12 protein-coding genes are annotated in these 25,715 nt (G+C 45.3%); 3 read left to right on the top strand and 9 right to left on the bottom strand.

Going from position 1 to position 25,715, the window contains the following annotated elements; all coding sequences use genetic code 11:
- Positions 1-165: 165 nt before the first annotated feature.
- Complete coding sequence (locus QUA16_RS21070; protein WP_333106193.1) at positions 166-1,590, bottom strand: diguanylate cyclase domain-containing protein; 1,425 nt, start codon at positions 1,588-1,590, stop codon at positions 166-168.
- A gap of 229 nt (positions 1,591-1,819) precedes the next feature.
- Between QUA16_RS21070 and QUA16_RS21065 the strand changes: the two genes are divergently transcribed.
- Positions 1,820-1,975: a hypothetical protein gene (locus QUA16_RS21065; RefSeq protein ID WP_333106194.1), complete on the top strand. Its 156-nt coding sequence runs from the start codon at positions 1,820-1,822 to the stop codon at positions 1,973-1,975.
- 34 nt (positions 1,976-2,009) lie between these two features.
- Complete coding sequence (locus QUA16_RS21060) at positions 2,010-5,036, top strand: PAS domain S-box protein (protein WP_333106195.1); 3,027 nt, start codon at positions 2,010-2,012, stop codon at positions 5,034-5,036.
- A 408-nt stretch (positions 5,037-5,444) separates the two neighbouring features.
- Here the strand turns inward: QUA16_RS21060 and QUA16_RS21055 are convergent, their stop codons facing one another.
- The 5 genes from QUA16_RS21055 to cobA form a co-directional block, all read right to left on the bottom strand.
- Positions 5,445-6,023: a Uma2 family endonuclease gene (locus QUA16_RS21055; protein ID WP_333106196.1), complete on the bottom strand. Its 579-nt coding sequence runs from the start codon at positions 6,021-6,023 to the stop codon at positions 5,445-5,447.
- Positions 6,024-6,110: 87 nt separating this feature from the next.
- Complete coding sequence (locus tag QUA16_RS21050; protein ID WP_333106197.1) at positions 6,111-7,307, bottom strand: tetratricopeptide repeat-containing serine protease family protein; 1,197 nt, start codon at positions 7,305-7,307, stop codon at positions 6,111-6,113.
- A gap of 232 nt (positions 7,308-7,539) precedes the next feature.
- Positions 7,540-7,926 (bottom strand): type II toxin-antitoxin system death-on-curing family toxin, encoded by a 387-nt coding sequence (locus QUA16_RS21045; RefSeq protein ID WP_333106198.1) that lies wholly within the window; start codon positions 7,924-7,926, stop codon positions 7,540-7,542.
- The gene (locus QUA16_RS21040; protein ID WP_333106199.1) at positions 7,913-8,104 is read right to left on the bottom strand and encodes a DUF2281 domain-containing protein; all 192 of its coding nucleotides are present in this window, start codon (positions 8,102-8,104) and stop codon (positions 7,913-7,915) included. Before QUA16_RS21040 ends, QUA16_RS21045 begins: the two co-directional genes overlap by 14 nt.
- A 184-nt stretch (positions 8,105-8,288) precedes the next feature.
- Positions 8,289-9,881 carry a uroporphyrinogen-III C-methyltransferase gene (cobA, locus tag QUA16_RS21035; RefSeq protein ID WP_333106200.1) on the bottom strand — a complete coding sequence of 531 codons (1,593 nt, stop codon included), beginning with the start codon at positions 9,879-9,881 and terminating at the stop codon, positions 8,289-8,291.
- Between the two features lie 89 nt (positions 9,882-9,970).
- Between cobA and QUA16_RS21030 the strand changes: the two genes are divergently transcribed.
- Positions 9,971-13,267: a glycosyltransferase gene (locus QUA16_RS21030; protein ID WP_333181322.1), complete on the top strand. Its 3,297-nt coding sequence runs from the start codon at positions 9,971-9,973 to the stop codon at positions 13,265-13,267.
- A 210-nt stretch (positions 13,268-13,477) separates the two neighbouring features.
- Here the strand turns inward: QUA16_RS21030 and QUA16_RS21025 are convergent, their stop codons facing one another.
- The 3 genes from QUA16_RS21025 to QUA16_RS21015 form a co-directional block, all read right to left on the bottom strand.
- A complete protein-coding gene (locus tag QUA16_RS21025) occupies positions 13,478-23,533 on the bottom strand; it encodes a tetratricopeptide repeat protein (protein ID WP_333106202.1) in 10,056 nt (3,351 codons plus the stop codon).
- 104 nt (positions 23,534-23,637) lie between these two features.
- Complete coding sequence (locus QUA16_RS21020) at positions 23,638-24,696, bottom strand: homogentisate phytyltransferase (RefSeq protein ID WP_333106203.1); 1,059 nt, start codon at positions 24,694-24,696, stop codon at positions 23,638-23,640.
- A gap of 36 nt (positions 24,697-24,732) precedes the next feature.
- Positions 24,733-25,689, bottom strand: a complete 957-nt coding sequence (locus QUA16_RS21015) for a methyltransferase domain-containing protein (RefSeq protein ID WP_333106204.1) — start codon at positions 25,687-25,689, stop codon at positions 24,733-24,735.
- Positions 25,690-25,715: the final 26 nt, after the last annotated feature.

Genomic DNA, 25,715 nt, shown 5'->3' with positions numbered 1-25,715 from the left:
TTTAGAAGGTTTTTTTAGTTATTTAGTAGTGCACAAATTTAGGTATTTGTCAAATTAATTTAGATGCGTTTACCCTGCAGTCAACAGTCAACAGTTAACAGTTAACAGTCAACAGTCAACATCATGTCTGAGTGCAACCGGAATTGATATCATCACGTTGTCTAATTATATGAGTTTGCCATCATCTAGAGGATAAACATGAACACAGTTGCGACCTTTGCCTTTGGCAGCATAACAAGCTGCATCAGCCGCCCCCATCACCTCCATCAAATCTTGGCTGGTTTGGTTAATGGCAACAACTCCAATACTGACTCCTATGATAAAGGTTTTGCTATCCCAAATAAACCGAAACTGATGCACTATGTCTTTGAGCTTTTCCGCAATCTGAGTTGCTTTAGAGAGGGGACATTTAGTAAGCAAAAGACCAAATTCATCACCTCCCAAGCGAGCCAGTGTGTCATTAGCGCGGACTCCCTTTTGTAAAAGTCTAGTGATTTGGCGCAGTAGCTCATCGCCAGCAATATGACCTGCGGTATCGTTAACGACTTTGAACTTATCTAAATCTAAATAACAGAGAGCGTGCTGCTCATTGCTATCTTGAACAGAGCCGATCGCCTCAATTAGTCGCTGCTCAAATCCTCGACGGTTGATTAAACCCGTCAGAGCATCGTGATTGGCTTCCCAAGAGAGTTGACGAGCAATATTGCGCGATTCGGTAACATCATGAAAGACGATGACTGCCCCGATAATTTGACCTTGGCAGTCTCGAATCGGTGCTGCTGAGTGCTCAATGGCATACTCAGTCCCATCGCGCGCAATGAGTATAGTATGGTTAGCTAACCCCACAATTCGCTTCTCCAATAGAGCCTTGTCGATCGGATTCTCTAATGGCTTTCGCGTTACTTCATTGACAATTTCAAAAACTGTAGACAGGGGGAGTCCCTTAGCCTCATGAGCCTTCCAGCCTGTCAGTTGCTCAGCGATAGGATTGAAAAATCGCACATTACCTTGAGCATTGGTAGTAATAACTGCATCACCAATCGATTGGAGAGTCACTTGAGCGAGTTCTTTTTCGGCAAAGAGGGATGCTTCGAGACGTTGGCGTTCTTCCATTTCTCTCAAGAGACGTAAATTCTGCTCTTGGAGGCTTTGTTGCAACCGTCGAATGGTTAGGTGAGTTTCGACACGAGCTAATACTTCTTCGACATGAAACGGCTTAGCAATATAATCTACGCCACCAACAGCCAGACCCTGAACCTTATTGAAAGTTTCATTGAGAACACTCAAAAAAATTATCGGAATGCCTGCGGTTTGCTCGTCAGATTTTAATTTTTTACAAACTTCATAGCCATCAAAATCGGGCAATTTAATGTCGAGTAAAATTAGTTCCGTCCCTGGCGATTGGGCGGCTCGGATCGCCATTGCGCCTGTTGTGGCACAGCGAACTTTATAACCCTGTGCGATCAAAGTACGGCTCAGAAGACGCAAGTTATCAGGCAGATCGTCAACAATTAAAATATTGCCGCGGTAGTTGGTATGTGGCTCGCTAACTCTATCGCTAGTTCTATCGAGAATCCTACTCCTTTCCATAGTTTGTTGCCAGAGGACTATAAGCCTATGAATAAGAGTATAGTTGAATTATTAGGTTATAAACTCACTTTACGCAGCCAGAAGTCCTGCGATCGCAGAGTTCGAGGAGTGGTACCCTGGCACACCCCATACAAAATATGACTTGTTGAGGTAGGGATAATCCTCCCGTGGTTGCCCTTCTTCGTTTGGGCTAACATTAAAAGGACATTTTTTTAACGCAATCTGCTGTATGAACAAGCACATTTCTGAAAGGGCAAGTCTACTCGTCATTGCGATCGGATGTCTCGTGCTGCTAGATTGGCAATTTGACATCTCCCTACTCAAAATGGCTTTTCCCGGTATGACTTCGACGATGAAGCGGGCAATGGCCGAACTCAATCGCTAAGCACTTCAGCACTGATGAATAATTCAGGTTAGGTATGATTACACAATTTTTGGAAAGTGGAGGATTCATTCCTCATGGTCACTGCTATCTCTGGCAAACAAACTTAGTAGGACTACATATTTTATCCGATGGTTTAATTGCATTAGCTTACTACTCCATCCCAATCATGCTAATCTACTTTGTGCGACAGCGCCCAGATACTCCTTTTCCGAAAGTATTATTTCTGTTTAGCGCCTTCATAATTGCCTGTGGTACAACTCATATCATGGAAATTTGGACGCTTTGGTTTCCTACTTATTGGATTTATGGAGGACTTAAAGCTATTACTGCTCTGATTTCTATATATACTGCATCTGAGCTAGTGTTTTTAATTCCATCAGCCTTAGCTTTACCTAGTCCAGCTCAACTTATTGTGGCGATTCAAGCCTTAGAGAAGGATATCAATGAGCGCAAGTGGGCTGAAAACGAACGCAAACAAATTGAGGTGGCTTTACGAAACAGTGAAGAGCAGTTTCGCAATGCCTTTGAAAATGCGTCCATTGGAAAGGCGATCGTTGCACTTGATGGGCACTGGATTAAAGTCAATCCTGCCTTATGTCAGATTCTTGGCTACTCATCAGAAGAGTTGTTAGCGTTAACTTTCCAAGACATTACCCATCCTGACGATTTAGACGGGGATCTTAGTTATGTACATCAACTCTTAGCAGGGAGCATTTCAACTTACCAAATGGAAAAACGGTATTTCCATAAACAAGGACATATAATTTGGATTCTTCTTAATGGCTCGCTAGTACAAGATGAACAGGGAAATCCACTGCATTTTATTGCTCAGATTCAAGAAATTACCGCTAAAAAAGAAGCTCAAAAGGCGCTAGAGCTTCAGAGTCTTATTATCCATAACATGGCAGGTGGAGTGTGTTTAGTTAAAGCCTCAGACCTCACGATCGTCTACACCAATCCTAAATTTGACGCTATGTTTGGCTATGCAGAGGGTGAACTCGCCGGTCAACCCGTTGGTGTAATAAATTACGTCGATACAGAGGTTACACCCGACGAAACCGTTGAAGATGTTGTTGTTAAACTCGATCGGGACGGAGAAGCACAATATGAAGTCCACAATAAGAAAAAAGATGGAACTCTCTTTTGGTGCAGGGTTCATACATCTAGGTTTGAGCATCCTGAATATGGAACTGTATATGTTGCCGTTCAGGAGGATGTGACAGAGCTAAAACAAGCTGAGCAAGCCTTGCAATCTACCACAAATCGCCTCAACTTTCTCCTGAACTACAGCCCAGTCGTTATTTTTGGCTGTCAACCTTATGGCAATTATGCAGCAACGTTCATGAGCGAAAATATCAAAGATGTATTGGGCTATGAAAGGATTGATTTTTTAGAAGATTCGGACTTTTGGGTGCATAACTTACACCCAGATGATTTAGAACGAGTGGTTAATGGCTTAGACAATCTATTCGTCAATGATTTTTATTTCCATGAATACCGTCTTCGTCGCTCAGATGGGGTTTATCGCTGGATACTCTGTCAACTCAGACTAATTCGAGATCCTGCAGGTAGACCAGTGGAAATGTTGGGATATTTAATTGACATTAGCGATCGCAAACAAGCCGAGTTGGAACTTCAGCAAGCTAAGGAAGCAGCAGAAACAGCAAACCGAGCCAAAAGTATGTTCCTGTCCAATATGAGCCACGAACTCCGTACTCCTCTCAATGCTATTTTGGGATTTACGCAATTGATGAGTTACGATCCTGTTCTGACTCCCGAACTCCAAGAAGATCTGGCGATCGTCAATCGTAGCGGCACACATTTATTGGCATTGATTAACGACATTTTAGATTTATCTAAAATAGAGACCGGAAAGATGACACTCTCTCTTTCTGACTTTGACCTAAAATCTTTGCTGATTTCTATTGAAGAAATGTTGCAAATTAAAGCCCAATCCAAAGGATTGAAACTAATTTTCGATATCGACCCCAATCTTCCCCAATTTGTGCATACCGATGAACACAAACTGTATCAAGTCTTAGTCAATCTGCTCGGTAATGCGATTAAGTTTACTAATAAAGGAAGCGTCACCTTACGAGTAAGATCGGAACAGAGCGACCAAACGTCCTGTCACCTATATTTTGAAATTGAGGATACTGGAGTGGGAATTGCTCCAACAGAAATTGAGAGTTTATTTAAGGCGTTCGTACAAGCTGAAGCGGGAAATAAATTGAATCAAGGTACTGGTCTAGGTTTAGCTATCAGCCAAAGATTTGTCCAACTCATGGGTAGTCAGATTCGCGTTCAAAGCACATTGAATCAGGGCAGCATTTTTTACTTTGAACTTGGGGTAAAGTTACCTCAAGCAGTCTGCCTTGCCTCAGAATTGCTTAAACAAAGAGTGATTGGTATAGCTCCAGGACAACCAACTTATCGCCTCCTTGTGGTTGAAGATATAGACGAAAATCGCCGCTTATTGGTCAAACTTCTTACCTCAGTCGGTTTTGAGGTGCGCGAAGCAACACAGGGAGTTGAAGCACTATCTCTGTGGGAAAGTTGGTCCCCACACCTGATTTGGATGGATCTACGAATGCCGATCATGGATGGCTACACAGCTACCAAACGCATTAGAGAACACCCTCATGGAAAAGAGACTGTCATTATTGCTTTAACTGCCAGTGCTTTTGAAGAAGATAGAGAGAAAGTTCTTATGGCTGGTTGTGACGACTTTATGAGCAAGCCACTTCAGGAATGCCTCGTCTTTGACAAACTCGCTCAATACTTGGGAGTAGAGTACATCTACACAGTTGTAGGAAAAGATTCCCAAAAACTATCTGTTGATTCTTTATCTGCAGAAGATCTAGCCGTGATGTCCTCTCAGTGGTTAGAAGAAATGTATCAAGCTGCCTACTATGTTGATCCTGAAGCCATGAACGAGCTAATCCAACAAATTCCCGCATCTAAATCAACCCTTTCCAGTTCGCTAATTGATTCTGTCAATAACTTTAACTATGACCAAATTGTGGAGTTAATTCGACCTCTGCTCCCGAATCCAGTTTAGTTATCGAGTTTCAGGACAAAGAAGCTATAGCCTTTGTCAGTAACATGAGGTGTACGCTTGATAAGCGGGCATTGGGCATAGGCCTCCGTGGGCATGGGGCATTGGGCATTGGCCCGCGCAGGGCATTGGGCATTGGGCCTATCTCACTTTATTGAGAACTGTTGTATAGCGATCTAAGAAGTGGCTAGGGAGTATCTCAATGAAAGCAGCCCTCCGCTAGAAATTGGAGTTTGGAGGCTCTCTTGCTGCGAGGAAAGAGTCAGAAGGAAGGAGCCAGAAGAAGTGTTTTTACAGATATGAGATGCTCCCCTCCCGATCCAAGTCGCTCTGACTTGCATTCCTCACGAAGAAATGGTAACGGTTATTTTATTTATTGAAGATGATATAATAAGTCAAAATTGAATTCTGCTAATTCCAAATTTTTTGCAAATTGAGAACAAATCCCGGTAAAACATTTTCCCCAGAAAGGGTGAGAGGAGATTGTAAAACTTCCACATCTTGACCGGGGCGATAAATTTCAACTTCGCGTTTTTTGCGGTTAATCAGCCAACCCAAACGGCAGCCATTTTCCATATACTCTTGCATTTTTTCCTGAGTCTTTTTTAAGCTGTCCGTTGGGGAGAGAATTTCCACAGCAAAATCGGGACAAAGCGGGATAAATTTTTCTCTTTGTTGAGGTGTCAAAGCTTCCCAGCGAGATTTCTCTACCCAAGACGCATCGGGAGAGCGATCGGCTTTATTGGGCAGAGTAAATCCTGTTGAGGAATCAAAGGCTTCACCGAGTTGGGTTTGTTCGTTCCAAAGTCCAATCTGTAAGTTGAATTTTGAGTTGCTTCTTCCCGTTTCTCCTCCGGTTGGCGGCATGACAATTAATTCTCCGTTGGCGTTCCGTTCTAATTTTAAGTCTGGGTTTTCTTCACACAGTTGATAAAACTGTTCTGAAGTTAGTTTAATCAGGGAGTTGAGGTTTAAGGTGATAGCAGTCATTGTTATTTACCTGCTGTTTTTAGGAACTTGATTAAGAATTAAAAATGGGATTAGTCATTTTTAATTCTTAATTGTTAATTTCTAATTCTACTGCAATTGCTTGATTCTGTTGAGCGCGTCTTGATAGGCGCTGGTTCTTCCGCCTTGCTTGTAAAGTTCTGCTGCTTTTTGAAAGTCGGCAATTGCTTTGGGTTGGTTTTTGTTCTCCAGGTAAGCTAAAGCTCGGTTGTAGTAGGCGTCGGCAAAACCGGGATTGGCTTCGATCGCCCGCGTGTATGCTTCAATAGCCATAGCAGTGGAACCGCGTGTGGGTCCGAGTTGGGGCAAGCCGGCGGTCATGAAAGTGCGGGCATTACCGATATTAAAATACAATTCAGGGGTGTATTTCGGCTTAAAAGCGAGTGCTTTGTTGAAATCGGCGATCGCCTCCCAAGCATCTCCTTGATCTAACAGCGAAAGTCCTCGAAAATAATAGGCTTGGGCGTCTTGGGGATTGGCGGTGGATACGGGGCCGATCGTTGCGGGAGTATTGTCTACTTTCAACTCGGATTTGTTGATTCCCGCCGCCACTAGCTTGGCGATAAATGTATTGATGGGAACTGCTGCATTAAATCCCGTTTTAATTGGGGCGACTTCGCCGGAACTGGTTTGCGCGAAACCGAATTCCCCTTGTCCGTGTAAACCGATGACTCGGGCTTCGGAGTCAAAAACTGGGCCGCCACTCATACCACTCCAAGTTACGGCTTGATACCGCAAAGTGTAACCTTCCGGGCGTTTGCCCGGGCGGCTGGTAACGAGTCCGGGAGAGAGTTCTGGTTCTCGTTCGGCGCCGAAAAGTCCGCCCGTAGCGGGATAGCCGTAAACGAAGATTTGAGTGCCGATGACGGCTTGATCGGAATCTGCGATCGTCGCGACTGGATATTCTTCAGGGCTTTCAAATTTGACTACGGCTAAATCCGGGTCAGTTTCGGCGGTTTGCAAACGGGTGACTGCTGTTGCTTGATAGTTTTTGCCGATCGACGTGCGAACGGTGTATTTCACGTCTGCTTTTTCTACGACGTGATTGACTGTTAAAACTGTGTAAGTTTTGCCTGTTTTGGCAATAATTACGCCAGAACCGTCTCCTAGGGAACTGTTAATTTGTACTGTCAGCGGCCCGGCAATGCTGGCGACTTCTTGGGGGGTTTTGGCGATCGCGGGTTGGCTGATGACTATGGTTAAGGCTGCAGTAGTTCCTGCTAGCAGGGTGGTTAAGGTGTCGTAACGAGAAAAATTTATATTCATGGCTATTGCTAATTTGTTGTTGGGTAGCGGGATTTGCGGGAGAAAGGGCGATCGGCGGTTGGTGCTATTTTCTGTTTAGTTTTATTACTGAGTTGACGCAAAGGATCTAGGCTTTGTTCTTTAGTGATAATTTTACTCGCTTTTTTGTTCCGCGATTCGCTATTTCAATGTAGCGTGAGTACGCCGCACCTTACTTAACCTCAACGTAGGGTGCCCAACTTACTTATTAAAACTAAACAATACATGACGCGAACTCGGTGCTTAATTCTTCCTTAGTTATGCTTCCCCGCGCGACTCGCATAACTAAATCATATGCTCGATCGTCCGTCAAATTCAGAGTGCAACCATTCAAACGCAAAAAGGTATCTGTCACTGCAAAAGCCGTTCGTTTATTGCCGTCAATAAAGGGATGATTCATCGCTATGTGATAGAGATAGGCGGCCGCTTGTTCGCTAATTGTGGGATGCAAAAATTGACCGCCAAAAGTTGCTTGTGGCTGAGCCAAAGCCGACTCTAACAAACCTTCGTCTCTAACACCGGGAGTGCCACCAAAGCTATAAATTTGGTCGTCATGAAGTTCTAGCACTTCATCTAAAGATAGAAATTTAGGAGTTGGCAAGGCGACGGTAAACCTCCTCTCGTTCTTTTTTAGATGCTAGGTAAGCCTTCCAAACATCACTTTTTTCTGATTTTACAGGGTGTTTTGCCTTTAGGGCTAGTACAAACTCAAGCACTTCTTTCAATATAGGTTCTGGTACTTGGTCGAGTTCTTGAAGAAGTTGGTCTTTTGCGGTCATGTTTCCTCCTAGTTATTTTACCACTATTTTATCCTAATTCATAAAAGTTTGGCAACCGAGAGATTGTACGCGGCCATCTGTAGGGACACGGCACTGCCGTGTCCTTACCCAAAAAGTTTTAAAATTGGTATTATAACCCTTTTACCACCTACAGATTAGATAATTAACGCCTGTTCGATCGCACTTACGAACTTTGATATTCGGCAACCCATTGGACGATCGCCTCAGTCAATCCATCTAAGGTATATTCCTTAGCTTCCACATCTAACTTACCCAATAAATTTTGGCAGCTTTTGGAAGTTTCCGGCCCGATGGATGCGATGCAAACGCTTTCTAACCAATCCTTAGACAGGGATAAGTCTGGGCTTTGTTCTATGAGCTTGCAAAAATTTTGTACTGTTTTGGAACTGGCAAATGTTATGATATTTACGGCTTGATTTTGGAGTGCGGCTAGGGCGATCGGATCGATAGTTTCGGGACAGCAAGATTGGTAAGCTGGCACTTCTATTACTTGCGCTCCTTTGGCGGTAAATTCTTTAACTAAAACTTCTCTGCCGCCGCTTTCTACTCTCGGAAATAGGATTTTGCAGTTTGTAGGGGCTGTGCCCCCGTGCCCGCCCTGCCAGGGGAAATTCTCGACGAGGGAATCGGCGACAAAGTTGGGGGGAATAAAGTCTGGTTGTAGAGAGTGCGATCGCAAACTTTCTGCTGTTTTTTTCCCGACAACTGCGATTTTAATACCAAACAAGCTGCGGGCGTCTTTGCCTTTTGCTTGTAATCGTTGAAAAAAGCAGTCTACAGCGTTGTGGGAAGTGAGAATTAACCAGTGAAAGCTTGACAATTGTGCGATCGCACTGTCTAATGGTTCCCAACTCGAAGGTGGCCCAATTACTAAGGCGGGCATTTCGATAACGCGGGCTCCTTGTTGCTGGAGTCGATCGCTAAATTCCGCCGACTGAGAAACCGATCGCGTGACTAAAATGGTTTTTCCTGCTAGCGGCAATTTGCTGTTATTAATGGTGACTGGTGTATCGATCATATTTGTGCTTTCTGGCTGGATTAAATATTCGCGCAATCTGACTACTTCCCCAATTACGATCGCGCAAGGCGATAGAGATTGACCTGCTGTTTGCTGTACAATGTTGGAGAGAGTGCCCAGCCAAATTTGCTGTTCGGGGCGGCCACAATCTCGGATAATGGCGATCGGAGTCTCAGTAGATCGTCCGTGCTTTTGCAATTGCCAAATTATCTCGCTTAAATTGCGCCCTCCCATCAATATTACCAAAGTTTCTATCTGTACTAATGCTTCCCATTCCAAAGCATCCGGTTCATGGGCGCTCATCACTGCAAAACAGCGACTCATTACCGGATCTGTGAGGGGAATTCCGGCTAGTAAAGGTGCGGCTAAGGCGGAGGATATTCCGGGTATTACTTCAAACTCGCAGCCTGCTGTTTTTAATGCTTGAATTTCGGAACTGGAACGACCAAAAATAAACGGATCTCCGCTTTTTAGTCGCACGACTTGTTTTCCTAATTGGCAATGTTCTACCAGCAAGCGGTTAATTTCTTGCTGCTGGGTGGAAGGTTTGCCGCCGCGTTTACCGACTTCGATTTTTCGACAAGTTGCTGGGATTAATTCGAGTTGCGGGATATCGATGAGAGCATCGTAGATTAAGACTTCGGCTTGGGATAGCAGTTTGTGCGATCGCACTGTCATCAAGTTACAATCTCCGGGCCCCGCACCGACTAGATAAACTTTCCCTTTGTGGTTTTTCACAATTCCTCCTCGATAGTATAATTTAAGGAAGAAGGAAGAAGGAAGAAGGAAGAAGGAAGAATGAGCAATTATGAAATAACAAATAACCAATGCCCAATGCCCAATGCCCAATGCCCAATGCCCAATGCCCAATCCCCAACGCCCATTCCTTAACCAGAAATCCTATATTTATGCAGATTATCATCATCACGGCCGCCGATGCAAATTACTTTGAATTGGTGCAAGGTACTATTTTATCGGTGCGGGAAAAACCAGAGGGTGAAAATGTGGCGATCGGCTTTTTCGATCTCGGCTGCACTCCCGAACAGTTGCAGTGGCTGGAAGCACAAGTTAATATCATTCAAAAGCCCGATTGGGACTTTGAGTTTCCTGGCCAAAATGAAGCCCCTCACTATCTAAAAGGACTTTTAGCACGTCCGTTTCTCCGTCGATATTTTCCCAATTTTGACATCTACCTTTGGATAGATGCCGATGCTTGGGTGCAAGATTGGCAAGCCGTTGAACTGTTAGTTAAAGGCGCGACTAAACGCGGTTTAGCAGTTGTTCCAGAACTCGACCGGGGTTATTATTTAGCTTACGGCAAACTGCCTTGGTACTGGCAATTTGTTTACCGCGATTATCAATCAGCTTTTGGCGAAGAAGTCGCCGAACAGTTGCACAGCTATCCAACCATAAATGCAGGTATTTTCGCGCTGCAAAAAGATGCCCCCCATTGGGAAATTTGGGCAGAATATCTGGAGCAAGGATTGCAGCAGCACGTTTCTTTAATGACCGACCAAATAGCTTTAAATCGGTTAGTTTACGGCACTAAAATGTTTGACAAAACAGAGATGCTGCCGGCTCGGTACAACTGGAGTTGCAACTTTGGTTTGCCCGTTTGGGACAAGCACCGAGCCTGTTTCGTGGAGCCGTATTTGCCACAAGAGGCGATCGGCATTCTGCACATCACTGGTCACAAACACGACTTGGTGAAATTAGCAACAACGGACGGAAATCAAATAGAAATTAGTCTACGCTACCAACCGATAAAAAAGCAAAACTATCCTAATTTAACACGAGAAAAAATGACATTACCGCCGTTATCAGAAATCACAAACAATACTTTGCTGCCCGCCGGAGATTACGTCTCGCCCGGATTGAAAGTTATTCTCCCAGATGCGTACTTTCCCAACATGATTGTTGGGGATACTCAGACTTGTTCGTGGCCTTATTTGCGCCGGGAAATCAAGCACAATTGGTATGTCGATCGCCGTGCTAATTCAGTCGGATTTCTCAGTCGCGACGAAGCACACATCCTTTACAATACAGCTCTGCAATTCAAAGGTAAAAAAGCCTTAGAAATAGGCTGCTGGCTAGGGTGGTCTGCCTGTCACTTAGCGCTGGCAGGAGTTGAGTTAGATGTCGTAGATCCGCTGTTAGAAAGAGAAGACATCAGACAAAGCGTAATCGACTCAATTCAAGGAGCTCTAAATGCGTCGGGCGTTCAAACATCTGTCGAGCTAATACCAGGCTATAGCCCCCAAAGAGTCGAAGAATTTTCCGCTCAATTCAACCGCAAATGGTCGTTAATTTTTATTGACGGAGAACACGGAGGTGATGGGCCGTTAAATGACGCAATTGTTTGTGAAAAATTGGCGGAGGAAGATGCGATAATTTTATTTCACGATTTAGCTGCTCCCGCTGTTGCGCGAGGTTTAGATTACTTGAAGCAAAGGGGATGGCAAACAGTAGTATATCAAACAATGCAAATTATGGGTGCTGCTTGGCGGGGCCATGTCGAGCCAGTAAAACATCAACCAGACCCCAATATTTCCTGGCAGTTGCCAGCCCATTTGCACGGTTACAATATTAGCAGTTTAGAGACAATTAATTCTCAAACAGCCAGCCAAATTAATCAAAACCAACAGTCATCTTATACAAGAGATTTTCACCAATTAATCGGAGAAGGAACTCGCAGTTCTGCTAGAGAAATTATTCCCCTGCTGTTAGACTTGCTGCAACCCATTTTACCTAAAAGTGTGGTAGATGTGGGCTGCGGTACGGGAAGTTGGTTAGCTGCGTTCCACAAGTTGGGAATTGCTGATTGTTTGGGAATAGATGGCGATTATGTCGATCGCACTATTTTACAAATTCCTTTAAATCAGTTCCAATCCGCCGATTTAAAGCAACCGCTGCAAATAAACAGAAAGTTTGACTTAGCAATTTCTCTGGAAGTTGCCGAACATTTACCGGCTACCTGTGCCGAAAACTTTGTTAATTCTCTCACTCAACTAGCACCAGTGATTCTGTTTTCTGCTGCGATACCATTTCAAGGAGGCGTCGAACACGTTAACGAACAGTGGCCACAATATTGGGTTTATTACTTTCACAAAAACGGCTATGCAGTTATTGACTGCTTGAGAAAAAAAATATGGAACAATGACAAAGTAGAGCCTTGGTATGCTCAGAATATCTTGATTTTTGTTAAACAAGAATACTTGTCGGGATATCCGAGGTTAGTAAATGAATATCAAAATACCGAGCTGAATCAATTAGCGATCGTCCATCCCAAGATTTATTTTTATAGCTTGCAAGCTGCTCGAAATTCCGCCCAAAAATTACAGTCAGAAAACGTCCAAAAAGTGGCAGCACCCCACTTGGAAGATCGGCCTTTAATATCTGTGATTATTCCCTGCTACAATCAATCTCATTTTTTGCTGGAAGCAGTAACTAGCGTGATTAACCAAACTTACAAAAATTGGGAAATTATCATTGTCAATGACGGCAGTTTAGATAGTACCAGTACAGTAGCAAAAAATGCGATCGCAGCAAATCCCCAGCATCAAATTAGGCTAATAGAACAAACTAATCAAGGGATATCAATGGCGAGAAATACTGGCATATCGGCAGCAAACGGCGAATACATACTGCCCTTAGATGCCGATGATATCTTAGCTCCCAATGCCTTAATTTGTCTTTTAGAAATATGTCTAAAATCAAAAGTACCTTGCATAGCATTTGGTTCTTATCAACTTTTTGGCACTGAAAATCGCACCGTACCCAGTTATGATTTATATTCACCAAAAAATATCAAACAATCTAATATGATTTGCACGTCTTCATTGTATCACAAATCAGTTTGGAATTTGGTCAACGGTTACAAAGCAGAGATGAAAGAAGGTTATGAGGATTGGGAATTTTGGGTTAATTGTCACAAACATAGCATTCCTTTTTTTGGAACGAGAGAAATAGTTCTTAATTATCGTCGCGTTCATGGTACTAGGAATGAAACGGCTCAAAGTTACCATCATAAATTGGTAGCACAAATTGTTTGTTACAACCGGGAACTTTACGATATGGAAAGCGTGAATAATGCTGAAAAGCTATTGGAACTAATCGCAAGTTAATCTTGATATCATGTCCGGTCGATTACCCTGATTCCTGTAGGGGCCCGTGAGCAAATAATATTTGCCCCTAACGGACAATCTCACAAACCCGCCCCGGCAATTGTATTATGGGCGATCGATCGGACATGATATGATTCTTTATTATTTAGTCCACAAAAACAAACTTTGTTTGTGGAGGAGCGAATTCTATTCGCCGTAAAAAGATGATTGTTAAATCGAATTTGATATAACATCAAGAAAGCGCTTAACCTGTTTTTCCCAAGTCCAATCCAGCATAAAATTAGCCGCAGCTAAACCGCGACTTTTTGATTCTTCGCGATTAGTATAAACTTGCTCCAAAGCCTCGACCACTTCTGCCACATCCGACTCTCCCCAACCTTCTACACCGGAAAAAGGAGGAGTTAGTTTAACTCGTCCTTGATTCCATAAAGGATAGCAAATGTGGCTGTAAATCAAGTCTAAATGACCAGTATTTGCTGATAGAATAGTCGGGATTCCGCAGGCCATACTTTCCATCGCGACTAAATTAGTGCCACCTTCGCAGCGGTTGGTGAAAACAGCGCAGTCGGCTTCTCGCAAAATTTGTCCGGTGAGGTGATTTGGAATTAAGCCAATATCGATAAAAGAGTCAATCGGCAAACCGTTAGCCACTAACCATTGGGAAATTTCTAAACTGCCGTCGCGGTTGATATTGGGAAGTCCGGCAACGTTTCCGGTTTGCTCAATTCCTAGCATATACTGAGGCCAGAAGTTGTGCCATGTGGTTAGTAACAAAGCCTCTGGATGTTTGGCGCGAAATCGTTTGAAAGCGGCAATTACAATATCTTGACCTTTGCGATATTCCAGTTTGCCGCCGGAGAAAATGACGAAGCGCTCGCCAAATAGATTAGATTTGGGTGCAGGATGGAAAATTGTTGGGTCAATTCCTTGATGTACCATTGCCACATTAGTCAAGCCGCAGCTTCTCAAAACATCCGCATTCCAGTTGGAACCGGCGACAATCACGCTATATTTTTTGGCCGTTTCTAGTGCTTCTGCTGTGATTCGCGTGTCTTCAAAAAATATGACTCCTATTTGAGAAGCGCTGGTAATTTGATTATCAACTCCAGAGGATGCTAAATTATTCCCCAAAGCGTAAAGTACGGGAAAATTACAACTGATTTGTTTGTCGGAATTTGCTGCTACTAATTCCTGAAAACTTTTGTGCTTTTCAATTACAGGTAACAACAGCGATTTATGCAGCGGATTCATTGACTCTGAGGTGATTGAGGGCGGTGCTAAAAGTGCAACTTCCCAGGCGGGATTTTGCCGCAGTTGTAGTGTTAAATTCATGGCGTAAATTCCCCAGCCGCTGGTGATGCTGATCGGCCAACTGATGCCCATTCCTGTAATTTGTGGGGGAGTTTCTGGGGGTTGAATTTGAGGCGGAGTTTCTGGGGGTTGAAGCCGAGGCGGAGCCTCTGAATATGCGTTACCAGGCAGAGCCTGGTAACGAGTAGATTGTAGGGGCGGTGCCCCCGTGCCCGCCCTCTCTAGCAAGGCTGCTTTTATACGATCGCAAACTCCCTCCCAATCACCGGCTTTTTGCTGCCTAAACAACCGCACAGTGGGATACCAAGGGCTATCTTCGCGTTCCAGCATCCAGCGCCAATCGGGAACAAAAGACAGCAAAATCCAGACGGGTTTGCCCAAAGCACCGGCCAAGTGCCCGACAGAAGTATCTACGCAAATTACTAAATCGAGTTGCGAAATAATTGCTGCTGTGTCGGCAAAATCGACGCAATGTTCGCTCAAATCTTCAATTTGGTATTGCTTTAATAAAGTGCGTGAAGCGCAGCTATCCTGTAGGGAATCGCCCGCTGACAAATCTTTCTGAAGACTGTAAAAACTCACTCCCGGAACATCTACAAATTTCACAAAATCGCTCAATTTACACGATCGCTGATGATTGTTGCGGTGCAGCGGGCCGCCCGCCCACACAAGACCTACTTTTAGTTTATTGTTCGGCTGTAGGGAAAATTTAAAATTCTGTGGCGGGGCTAAATAAGGAATATTTGCCGGTATATTTTCCAAAGTCGTTCCCAGAATTCGGGGCAAACTTAGCAGGGGGGCTTGCACTTGAAAATCTATCAAATCGCTCGGCTTGACTCCTACTCGATCGACTCCTGCAATTCCTTCAAATAAACGCTTCAGCAAGACATGACAAGCAACAATAACTTGGCCGCCTTTTTGCTTAACTAAAGGCGCGTAGCGGATAAACTGTATCGTATCGCCAAAACCCTGCTCAGGGTGCAATAAAATTGTTTTTCCCTGCAAATCAGAGCCGTCCCAAAGCGGTTGCTCAAAAGAGCGCTGATCCAATTCTTCAGTTTGCCAGCGCGATTCGTACTCCGCAAAACCAGGCTCCAAATCCCCCGTTAAGAGCAAAGCGAAGGCTAGTCTCAAGCGCCAATTTGGCGAGTTGGGACGTAGTTGAATTGCTTTATTGTAGAAGTCGATCGCCTCTGCGACTTTTCCTTGTTCTTCGAGGGCCGAACCCAAGTATAAGTTAGTTTCAGCCTGATTGGGATTGATTTTTAGCGATTTTTGGTAATGAGCAATAGCCTCGGTTATTTGCCCGTTTTCCTGTTTGAGATCACCTAAACAACTGTGGGCTTCTGCGTGGCTGGGTGAGGCAGCAATTACTTGTTCGTAACGATCGGCTGCCTCTGCTTTTTTACCTTGTTTTTGTAAAGCATTTGCTATGTGAAATTGTACCTGTGCGGGCGATAAGGAAAATCGAGGCGAAGCTTCGGTATCTCCGTTACCAGGCACAGCTTGGAAACGAGTAGATTGTAGGGGCGGTGCCCCCGTGCCCGCCCTCTTTAGCAAGGCTGTTTTTACCCGATCGCAAACTTCCACCCAATCGCCCAGTGTTTGCTGCCGAAACAGCCGCGCTGTCGGATACCAAGGGCTATCCTCGCGTTCCAACATCCATCGCCAATCCGGCATAAAACACAGCAAAATCCATACGGGTTTACCCAAAGCACCGGCTAAGTGCGCGATAGCAGTATCCACGCAAATTACTAAATCTAGTTGCGATATCACCGCCGCAGTATCGGCAAAATCGTTCAAATTGTCGCTCAAATCTATCACGGGAATTTGAGTTAACAAAGTACGATTGCCAGCCGACATTTCTTTCTGAAGACTGTAAAAACTTACACCGGGAACATCTAAGAATTGCAGAAAATAGCTTAAATCGCTCGATCGCTGAAAATCCTTCAAATGTTCCGCACTTCCCGCCCACGCAATCCCAACTTTGAAATTGCGATCGGAATTTAGAGAAAATTGCCAATTCGGCGGCGCAGCTAAATAAGGAACATTTGCCGGTATATTTTCTAAATTTGTTCCCAGGATATACGGCAAACTCATCAGCGGTGCTTGCACTTGGAACTCCGGCAATTCATCCATCCGAATCACCACTTGTTCAATCCCAGGAATCTGCTTAAATAAACGCTTTAGTTCTTGATAGCAAGAAAGGATTACTTTGCCGCCTTTTTGCTGCACAATTGCCGCGTACCGCACAAATTGAATGGCATCGCCCAAACCTTGTTCGGATCGGAGCAAAATAGTTTGGCCGTTCAAATCTGAACCGTCCCAAACTGGTTGGTCAAAATTCAACCGTGGCAATTTTTTCGCCTGTTCTGTTTGCCACCGCCACTCGTATTCTGCTAAACCGCGCGGCAAGTCCCCAGTCAACAGCAAGACTAAGCTTAAATTGAAGTGAGCTTTCACACAATTTGCATCAATTTTCAGAGCTTTAGTGTAACAAAAAATTGCTCGACTCACGTCTCCTAATTGTTCAAGAGCACTGCCTAAATTAGTAATAGCTTCTATATAATTAGGACTCAAAGATATGGCTCGTTCCAAGCTAGAAATTGCCTGTTCTATTTTTCCCGCAGCCAAGCATAATGTTCCCAGGTGATAGTGTCCTTTAGGATTGTGCGGTTCTGCTTCAATTGCACGCTCGTAAAGGCGTTCAGCCTCGGCTAGCTGAGATTGTGTTTGCATAGCCGCACCCAAATTTACCAGGGCTGGCGCATAATTGGAATTGACAGAAAGTGCTTGATGAAAACAGGCGATCGCAGTCGGCAACTCGCCCTGCTGCTGGAGTGTCGCGCCGAGATTGTTGAGAGCTTTGACGTAAATCGGATTCAGGGCGATCGCCTTTTGAAAACAAGATATAGCATCGGGTATATTGCCTCGATCTTGCAGCAAAATACCCAAGTTATTGTGCGCTTGAGCGCAGTTCGGATCGATTTCGATCGCGCGCTGATAATAGGCGGCAGCTTCGGCTAAATCGCCTGTTTGGTGCAGCGTCACTGCCAAATTAGTGGCGGCTTCTATCGAATTCGGCTGCAAAACTAAAGCATTTTTAAAATAAGCGATCGCATCGGCAAATCTTCCTTGCGACTTGAGAATATTTGCCTGATTGAACTGTTTTTGATATAATTGAATATTGGTCTGAGTTTCTATGGGCGATCGAGCTTCTTGATGCTGATAAATTCTTTCTCTCAACGCCAAAGCAGCCCGATCTAAAACTCCTTCCCAATCTCCCGCTGTAGACTGGCGAAATAGCCACGCCGTCGGATACCAAGGACTATCTTCGCGTTGCAACATCCACCGCCAATCCGGCACAAAACACAGCAAAATCCACACGGGTTTGCCCAAAGCACCAGCCAAGTGCGCCACAGAAGTATCTACAGAAATTACTAAATCCAGAGCTGATATTACAGCCGCAGTATAGGCCATGTCTTGCAAATTAGAGCTTAAATCTGTTACGGGCATTTGCTCTAACAAAGCGCTATCGTCTGCTGTCATTTCCTTTTGCAAGCTGTAAAATTCTGCTCCCGGAATATCTAACAGTTTGGACAACAAATTTAGCGGTAACGATCGCACTTTATTTTGGGAATGTAGAGAATTTCCAGACCACACAATCCCTATTTTCAAATTAGCACTTTGGCGAATAGTACATTCCAAACCGGGCGGCGAAGCTAAATAAGGAACATTCGCCGGTATACTTTCTAAAGTTGTTCCCAAAAGGTGCGGCAAACTCATTAGATGCGCGCGAACTTGAAAATCTCGCGCATCCTCTGGATTAACTATTAACTCATCGATTCCCGCAACTTGTGCAAACAAGCGCAGCAACTGCGGCAAACACCAAACAATTACCCTACCGCCTTTTTGTTTGACTAAATCTGCGTAGCGGATAAACTGAATTGCATCGCCTAAACCCTGTTCCGGGCAAAGCAAAATAGTTTTTCCCTGCAAATCTTTTCCATCCCAAAGCGGCTGAATAAAGTTGTGAGTTCGGAACTGTTTTTCTTTAACTAGGAGCCGCCATTCGTACTCGCAAAAACCGCGCTGAAAGTCTCCCGCCAGCAGCAAAGCTAAACCTAAATTTAGGTGAGATTCAGGATGGCCGACATTGAATTTTACTGCTTGGCTGTAGCAGGTGACAGCATTTGCAACTTGGCCGCGATCGTGCAAAGCAGTTGCCAAACTGGTGAGGGGATTGATATAACCGGGTTTGAGTTCGATCGCCCGACGGTAACACTCGATCGCCTCTGCCATTTTTCCCGCTTCCTCAAAAGCTTTGCCGAGATTGTTCAAAGCTTGAGGAAAGTCGGGTTTCAGGCTCAAAGCTTGCTGATAGCAGGCGATCGCATCTTCAATTTTGCCCTGTTTGTGCAGGACAATTCCCAAATTGCCGTGAGCCTGTGCACTGGCTGGCAATTGCTGAATCGCTTGCTGGCAAACGGCTAGAGCATCATCCAACTTGTCTTGCTGTTCCAGAGAACTCCCCAAAGCGATCAGAGTTTCTGCTAAATCCGGTTGCATTGCAGTCACTCGCTCGTAGTATGCGATCGCACGGTCAATTTGGCCCTGTCGGATCGAGGCGTAAGCTAAATGCTGCAAGGCTTCCACATAATTTGGCTCGATCGCGATCGCCCGTTCGTAATTCGCGATCGCCCGTTCGTAATTTGCGCCCGCTTCCGCTTCCTCCCCTTGTGCCTCCAAAGCAATTCCCAAATTCAAATAAGCCACCGCGCAATTAGGATTGACTTGAATCGCTTGCTCGTAGCAGCTTATAGCCTCCGCCACATCCCCTTGCTCTTCCCGCAACAGGCCCAAATTAATCAGCGCTTCCGCGCAATTCGGGTTCAAAGAAAGCGCCCGCTCATATTCTGCGATCGCCTCTTCAGTCTCCCCTGCTTCCGCGAGCGCGCTGCCCAAATTGCTCGCAGTTTCCGCCAGATTGCCGTCGATTGCTAGGGCTTGTCGGTAGTGTGCGATCGCCTCTGTTAGCTGGCCGCTTTGCTGTTTAACAACGCCTAAATTGCTGTGCGCGGCTGCGTAATTAGGATCGATCGCGATCGCTCGCTCATAACATTCGATCGCACCGCCAAAATCGGCTTGCTGCTGCAAATCCACGCCCAACCGAAACTCTGCATCCGCCGAATCCGACGGCACAAATGCTGCAGCAACCGCGCCTAGAGCTTCCGCAACCCGATCGAAAACGTCCTCCCAGTCGCCCCGCTGATGCTGGCGAAACAGCCGCGCCGTCGGATACCAAGGACTATCTTCGCGCTCCAAGAGCCACCGCCAATCCGGCGAAAACGCCAGCAAAATCCACACCTGTTTACCCAAAGCGCCCGCCAAATGGGCGACAGCGGTATCGACACTAATGACTAAATCCAGTTTGGCGATCGCAGCAGCTGTATCGGCAAAATCGCCAAAATGCGGGCTCAAATCTACGATCGACGTTTTATTCAACCGCGCGCGATCGGCCTCGGAAACCTCTTTCTGCAAGCTGTAAAAACTTACCCCCGAAACGTTCAAAAGCGGCAGAAACTGACTCAAACTGCACGAACGCTGCTTGTTTTTGCGGTGTTTTGGATTCCCCGCCCAGACAATGCCAACTTTCAAAGTGCGATCGGGCCCAAGCGTAAATTCAGCACCCGCAGGCGGAGATAAATAAGCAGTATTTGCTGGTATTGTTTCCAGCTTTGTACCGATAATATAGGGCAAACTCAACATCGGCGCTTGCACGTCAAATTCCGGCAGTGGCTCCCCTTTAACTATTAGCAAATCAATGCCGTCAACCGTTGCAAATAAACGGTGCAATTGCGGGTAACAGCCCACAATGACCCTACCGCCTTTATTTTTGACGATCGCAGCGTAGCGAATAAACTGAAGCGAATCGCCTAAACCTTGTTCGGCGTGCAGCAAAATAGTCTTTCCCACCAAATCAGAACCGTCCCATAGCGGCCGGTATTCTCTCACCGAAACAGTATTATCCGGCCCCGTCAAAAAACAGGAATGACCAGTGTGAAATTCTTTAATTTGCCAGCGCCACTCGTATTCAGCGAGACCATTTTCCAAATCTCCCACCAACAGCAAAGCCAAGGATAAATTCAGGTGAGCGCTAGCATGATTGGGACTTAAATGAATCGCTCGTCTGTAGCAGGATATGGCATTTTCTACCGCGCCTTTTTCCAGAAACGTCCTGCCTAAATTGTTGATAGCTTCCACAAAATCCGGCAGCAATTCTAGAGCTTTGTGATAATACTCCAACGCATCTTCTAAATTGCCCTGTTCTTGCAAAACAGTTGCCAGATTGTTGTAAGCTTCCCAGCTATGCGGATTAATTTCCAGCGCTCGCCGGTACAGCTCGATCGCCCTGAAAAGTTCGCCTTTTTCTTGCTGCGCCACAGCTAAATTAATCAGTGCGGGTACGAAATTCGGTTCAGCGACAAGAGCTTGTTCGTAATGTGCGATCGCCTCTTCCACTTGACCTTGTTCCTCAAAAATTTTTGCCAAGTTGTAAGCTGTTTGAGGAATATTTGGATCGATGGCTAAAGCTTCTAGGTAATGCGGGACAGCGGCTTCTAATTCGCCATTTTCTTGCTTGAGAAAACCAAAGTTAATCCGCGCTTGAACGCAATTTGGCTCAAGAGATATAATCTGTTCGTAAAGGGCGATCGCCTCTTCCCTATCGCCTGTTTCCATTAAATGTTCTGCTTGCCGCAATAAATCCTCTAAAACAACCAAATTCTCCCCGCCGTTTCCGATCGCAACAGAGGTCTCAATCCCCTGCAATTGCTTAACTGTGGAGCGTTCCGCTAACCCTTCGCTCGCAATCACAAATATTTCTTGACTCTTTTGAACTACGCTTGCACCTGTCATTCTGAGAGCTACAGAATCGAGATCCGGCGTAGGATTAGCAGTCATTCCGAGTGAAACTAAGTCAAGCTGATCGTGGGCAGAATCCTCGGAATAACTAGCAGTATTTGCCAGCGCAAATAAACTCAAAGCCTCCTGTACATCCTCAAACAATTCTTGCCAACTTTCCGGCTGACTTTGGCGGAAAAGCCTCGCAGTTGGATACCAAGGATTGTCTTCACGATCCAGCAGCCAACGCCAGTCAGGAGCAAAAGAAAGCAGCACCCAAACCGGTTTTCCTAAAGCACCGGCTAAGTGCGCCACAGCCGTATCGACACTAATGACTAAATCCAGTTGAGATATAGCCGAAGCGGTATCAGCAAAGTCGTTCAAATGCGGAGTTAAATCCGGCACTAAGTGTTGGTTCAACAAAGTGCGATCGCTCTCGGACAAGTTTTTTTGTAAACTATAAAAAGCAATTCCCGGAACATCCAAAAATCGAATAAAATCGCTCAAGCTGCAAGAACGCTGATTGTCTTTCCGGCGCTTCGGATTCCCCGCCCAAACAATCCCTACCTTCAATTTGGCATCAGAAGAAAGCGCAAACTTGCACTCAGCAGGCGGAGATAAATAAGGAACATTGGCAGGTATTGTTTCCAGAGTTGTCCCCACAATTCGCGGCAAACTCATCAGCGGCGCGTGAACGTCAAATTCTGGCAAACCCTCAAGACTCACTGATAAATATTCAATACTGGCAACTGTCGCAAACAACCGCATCACTTCTGGATAGCAAGCCACCATAACTTTAGCGCCTCGGCTGCGAAGAATCGGCGCGTAGCGAATAAACTGAATAGAATCGCCGAAGCCTTGCTCGACGTGCAGTAAAATAGTTTTTCCCTGTAAATCCGAACCATCCCAAACCGGCTGTTTAAATTGCCTCGGTTGTAGTTGCGGAGTGCGCCACCGCCACTCGTATTCAGCAAAACCGCGCTGAAAATCTCCGAACAATAGCAAAGTTAAGGCGAATTCCAGGTGGGCGGTGGCGTTGTCTGGCTGCAATTCCAAGGCTCGACTGTGACAAGAAAAAGCTTCTTGAAATTCTCCTAAATCGACCAAAGCGTGTCCAAGATTATTAATAGCCTCCACGAAGTCTGGCTTTAAGTTTAATGCTTGTCTGTAGTAGGATATTGCGGCTTTTACATTACCTTGTTCGTGGTAAAAGGCTCCTACATTGTTGTGAGCTTCGGGATTATTGGGGTCGAGTTTTACCGCTTGCTGGTAGCAGTTGAAAGCTTCGTCTAATTTCCCCTGCTGTTGCAAAACTGTTCCCAATCCCATCAGGGAATATGTCAACTTTGGATTAATTTTTAAAGCGTGGACATAATAAGCCATCGCCTCGTTTAATTGATTTTTTTGTTTATATAAATGTCCTAAATTGTGCGCTGTTTCCGGCAGGTTGGGGTCGAGTTGCAGCGCTGTTTGGTAATATAAAATTGCCGAGTCTATTTCGCATAATTGCTGTTTTGCCCAGCCCAAATTATTGTAAGCGAGTGCGGAAGTGGGCTGCATTTTGATGACTTGTTCGTAACTGGCGATCGCCCTTTGATACTCGCCTACATCCAGTAAAAGATTAGCCTTATTTAAATGTGCTTCTACAAAATCGGGGTTTTGGGCGATCGCCTTTTCGTAAAAGTCGATCGCCTCTGCAATTTTTCCCTGCTGTCTCGCCACTATTCCCAACAAACACAGCACGTTTGCTGATTCCGGCTGTACTTCTATGATTTGCCGGTACAAATTCTCAGCTTCTAACAAACGTCCCCCTTGGTGATGTTCCCAAGCTAATTTCAAACAGTCTTCTGCACCCAATTTGCCAGCAGATTTTCGCGATTTTTTTTGAGAAGCCATAGTTGTCTTGGTTGTTTGGGAGTTCGCTAACTTGTAATTGCCAACTTCTTCTAATTTGTTAACTCTTCCTTCCTTCTTCCTTCTTCCCCCTTCCTTCTTCCTTCTTCCCCCTTCCCCATTCCTTCTTCCTTCTTCCCCCTTCCATCGGACTGACATCCGTTACATCCGTTACACAATCCGTTGCCGAACTTCCTTCTTCCTTCTACCTGACATCCGTTACATCCGTTACATCCGTTACATCCGTTGCCGAACTTCCCCTTCTACCCCAACAAACAAGCTGCGGGAAAAATCAGATATTCTAAGAAAAACAACTTCCAGATAAACTGATAAAATGCAGCAATTTCTATTTTATCGTCCAAATCAACTTTCGCGCTCCAAAACCACATCAAACCCAAAGCCACCAAATGAGAAACTGCCAGAAACACTAAATTAACATTAGACAATACCATCGCTCCCGCCAAAGTCGCGCCCAAATAACAAACCGTCAACACCCAGCGAGATAAATTAAAGACGGCCGGCTTGCCCAGCTCAATCGTAAACGTAGTAATATTATATTGCTTGTCGCCTTCCATGTCGGGGATATCTTTAAAAATGGCGATCGCAAACGTAAACACCACAACAAAAACCGTCAGCACCCAAACTTCCGCAGGAATCTCAAAAGACGCACTCTCCAAAATCCAGCCCGAAAAAGCGCTTTTCGCCATTCCCAAACTCAACACCCAATTAAAGTGCAAAAATAACCCTAAATTTACGATCGCGCCCCGCACCGTAAAAATGCACAGCGCCGCCCACAAAGGAAACCGCTTCAGCCGAATTGGCGGCAGAGAATAAGCAGTCCCAATCGCCAAACTAACGCCAACGGTAGCCAGCAAAAACGGGCCTTGCAAAACAGCAGTCAAAATGGCTATAATTCCCGTTGCAATTACAATTAATTCCCCGGTTTTCCGAGAAAACACTCCAGAGGCGATCGGCAAATACGGCTTATTAATTTTATCAATTTCAACATCTTCTAACTGGTTCAATCCCACAATATAAATATTGCCGCAAATGCAAGCCAACCAGGCAAAAGCTAGGGGCCCAAATACAGGATTCACAAACAGCCGCGCGCTTTGGGCGATCGTGTACAACGCCAATACACTCAAGCTAGTACCCACAATTGTGTGCGGCCGAGAAAACTCCCAAAATGCCCTCACCCAGCTTTGCGGAGCCGAGCCATTTTTATCAATCCAAGACTTGCCCATCGAATCATTGCCCATAAATCTCACACCCGCACCAAACAAATAATATTCTGTAGGGTGTGCAATGCACACCTTACTCATCAACTCAAGACTCAAAACTTCTCTGATATATGCCTGTTATTTTACAGCACAAATCAGCCCAAAACGAATCAACCCGCTCTGATATCCACGGCTCATCAATCCGAGAGCAAGTGCTGCTTGAATAGTCGTCCACCCGCTCGTTAGCAAACCCCAAATCGCGCTCGGAGTCAAAGCAGAATCTATCACCACATCCCAAAAAGGAGCAACAGCTTTTGACCAATCAGCGGTGCGAATACTTGTCAAAGGCAAACTGCGGACAATTTCTTCGTATTCCGGCAAAGAAATTACATAAGGCAAAGCATAAACCCGGTAAATTTCTGCCAATTCCTTTCTCTCTTCATCAGTTAATTCTCCCGCCGCTTCTCCCAGCGGGCGGTGACACCAAGTTGCCAAAATCAAAGTTCCTCCCGGCTTGAGTACGCGGCAGCATTCCTGCAAAAACTTAATTTTGTCTGGCATATGTTCGCCACTTTCGAGCGACCAAACCAAGTCGAATGACTCGTCAGGGAAAGGCATATTCAAAGCATCGGCTACCAAAAAATTCACATTGGTGTCTAGCCCAGCAATTTTAGCGCGTTCGGTCGCTCTGTTTGCCTGTACCGGACTCAGAGTAATCCCGGTCGCTGTAACGACGCTAGCGCCCGTTTTATTTTGTTCGGCCGATCTGCTAAAATCACGATCGCTCCTGCCATCCAACTTTAAATTATTTGCCGCGATCGAACTAAACTTTTGAGTCAAATACAGCGTGCTGCCGCCGATGCCGCAACCGACATCGAGAATGCGGTAAGATTCACAGAGTGCCTTCTCTGACGGTACTCCAGCCCAGCCCAGCAGTTCTTCTATCAAATCTATCTGAGCCTGTCGGCGCTCTTTTTTCAAATTGCCATCCGGGCCGTAGTAACCGTGGTGCATATGTTCGCCCCACACCTGCTCCCACAGACCGCTAGAAGCGTCGTAAAGTTGCTGAATTTGCTGGTAAAGTGTTGATGTCATCGCCGGATCGCAAGTTATTAAAGGAA

It is taken from the genome of Microcoleus sp. S13_C3, assembly GCF_036700905.1.
Lineage (GTDB): Bacteria > Cyanobacteriota > Cyanobacteriia > Cyanobacteriales > Microcoleaceae > Microcoleus.
Note: the sequence above shows the minus strand (reverse complement) of the source record. Positions and strands in the feature narration are given on the sequence as shown.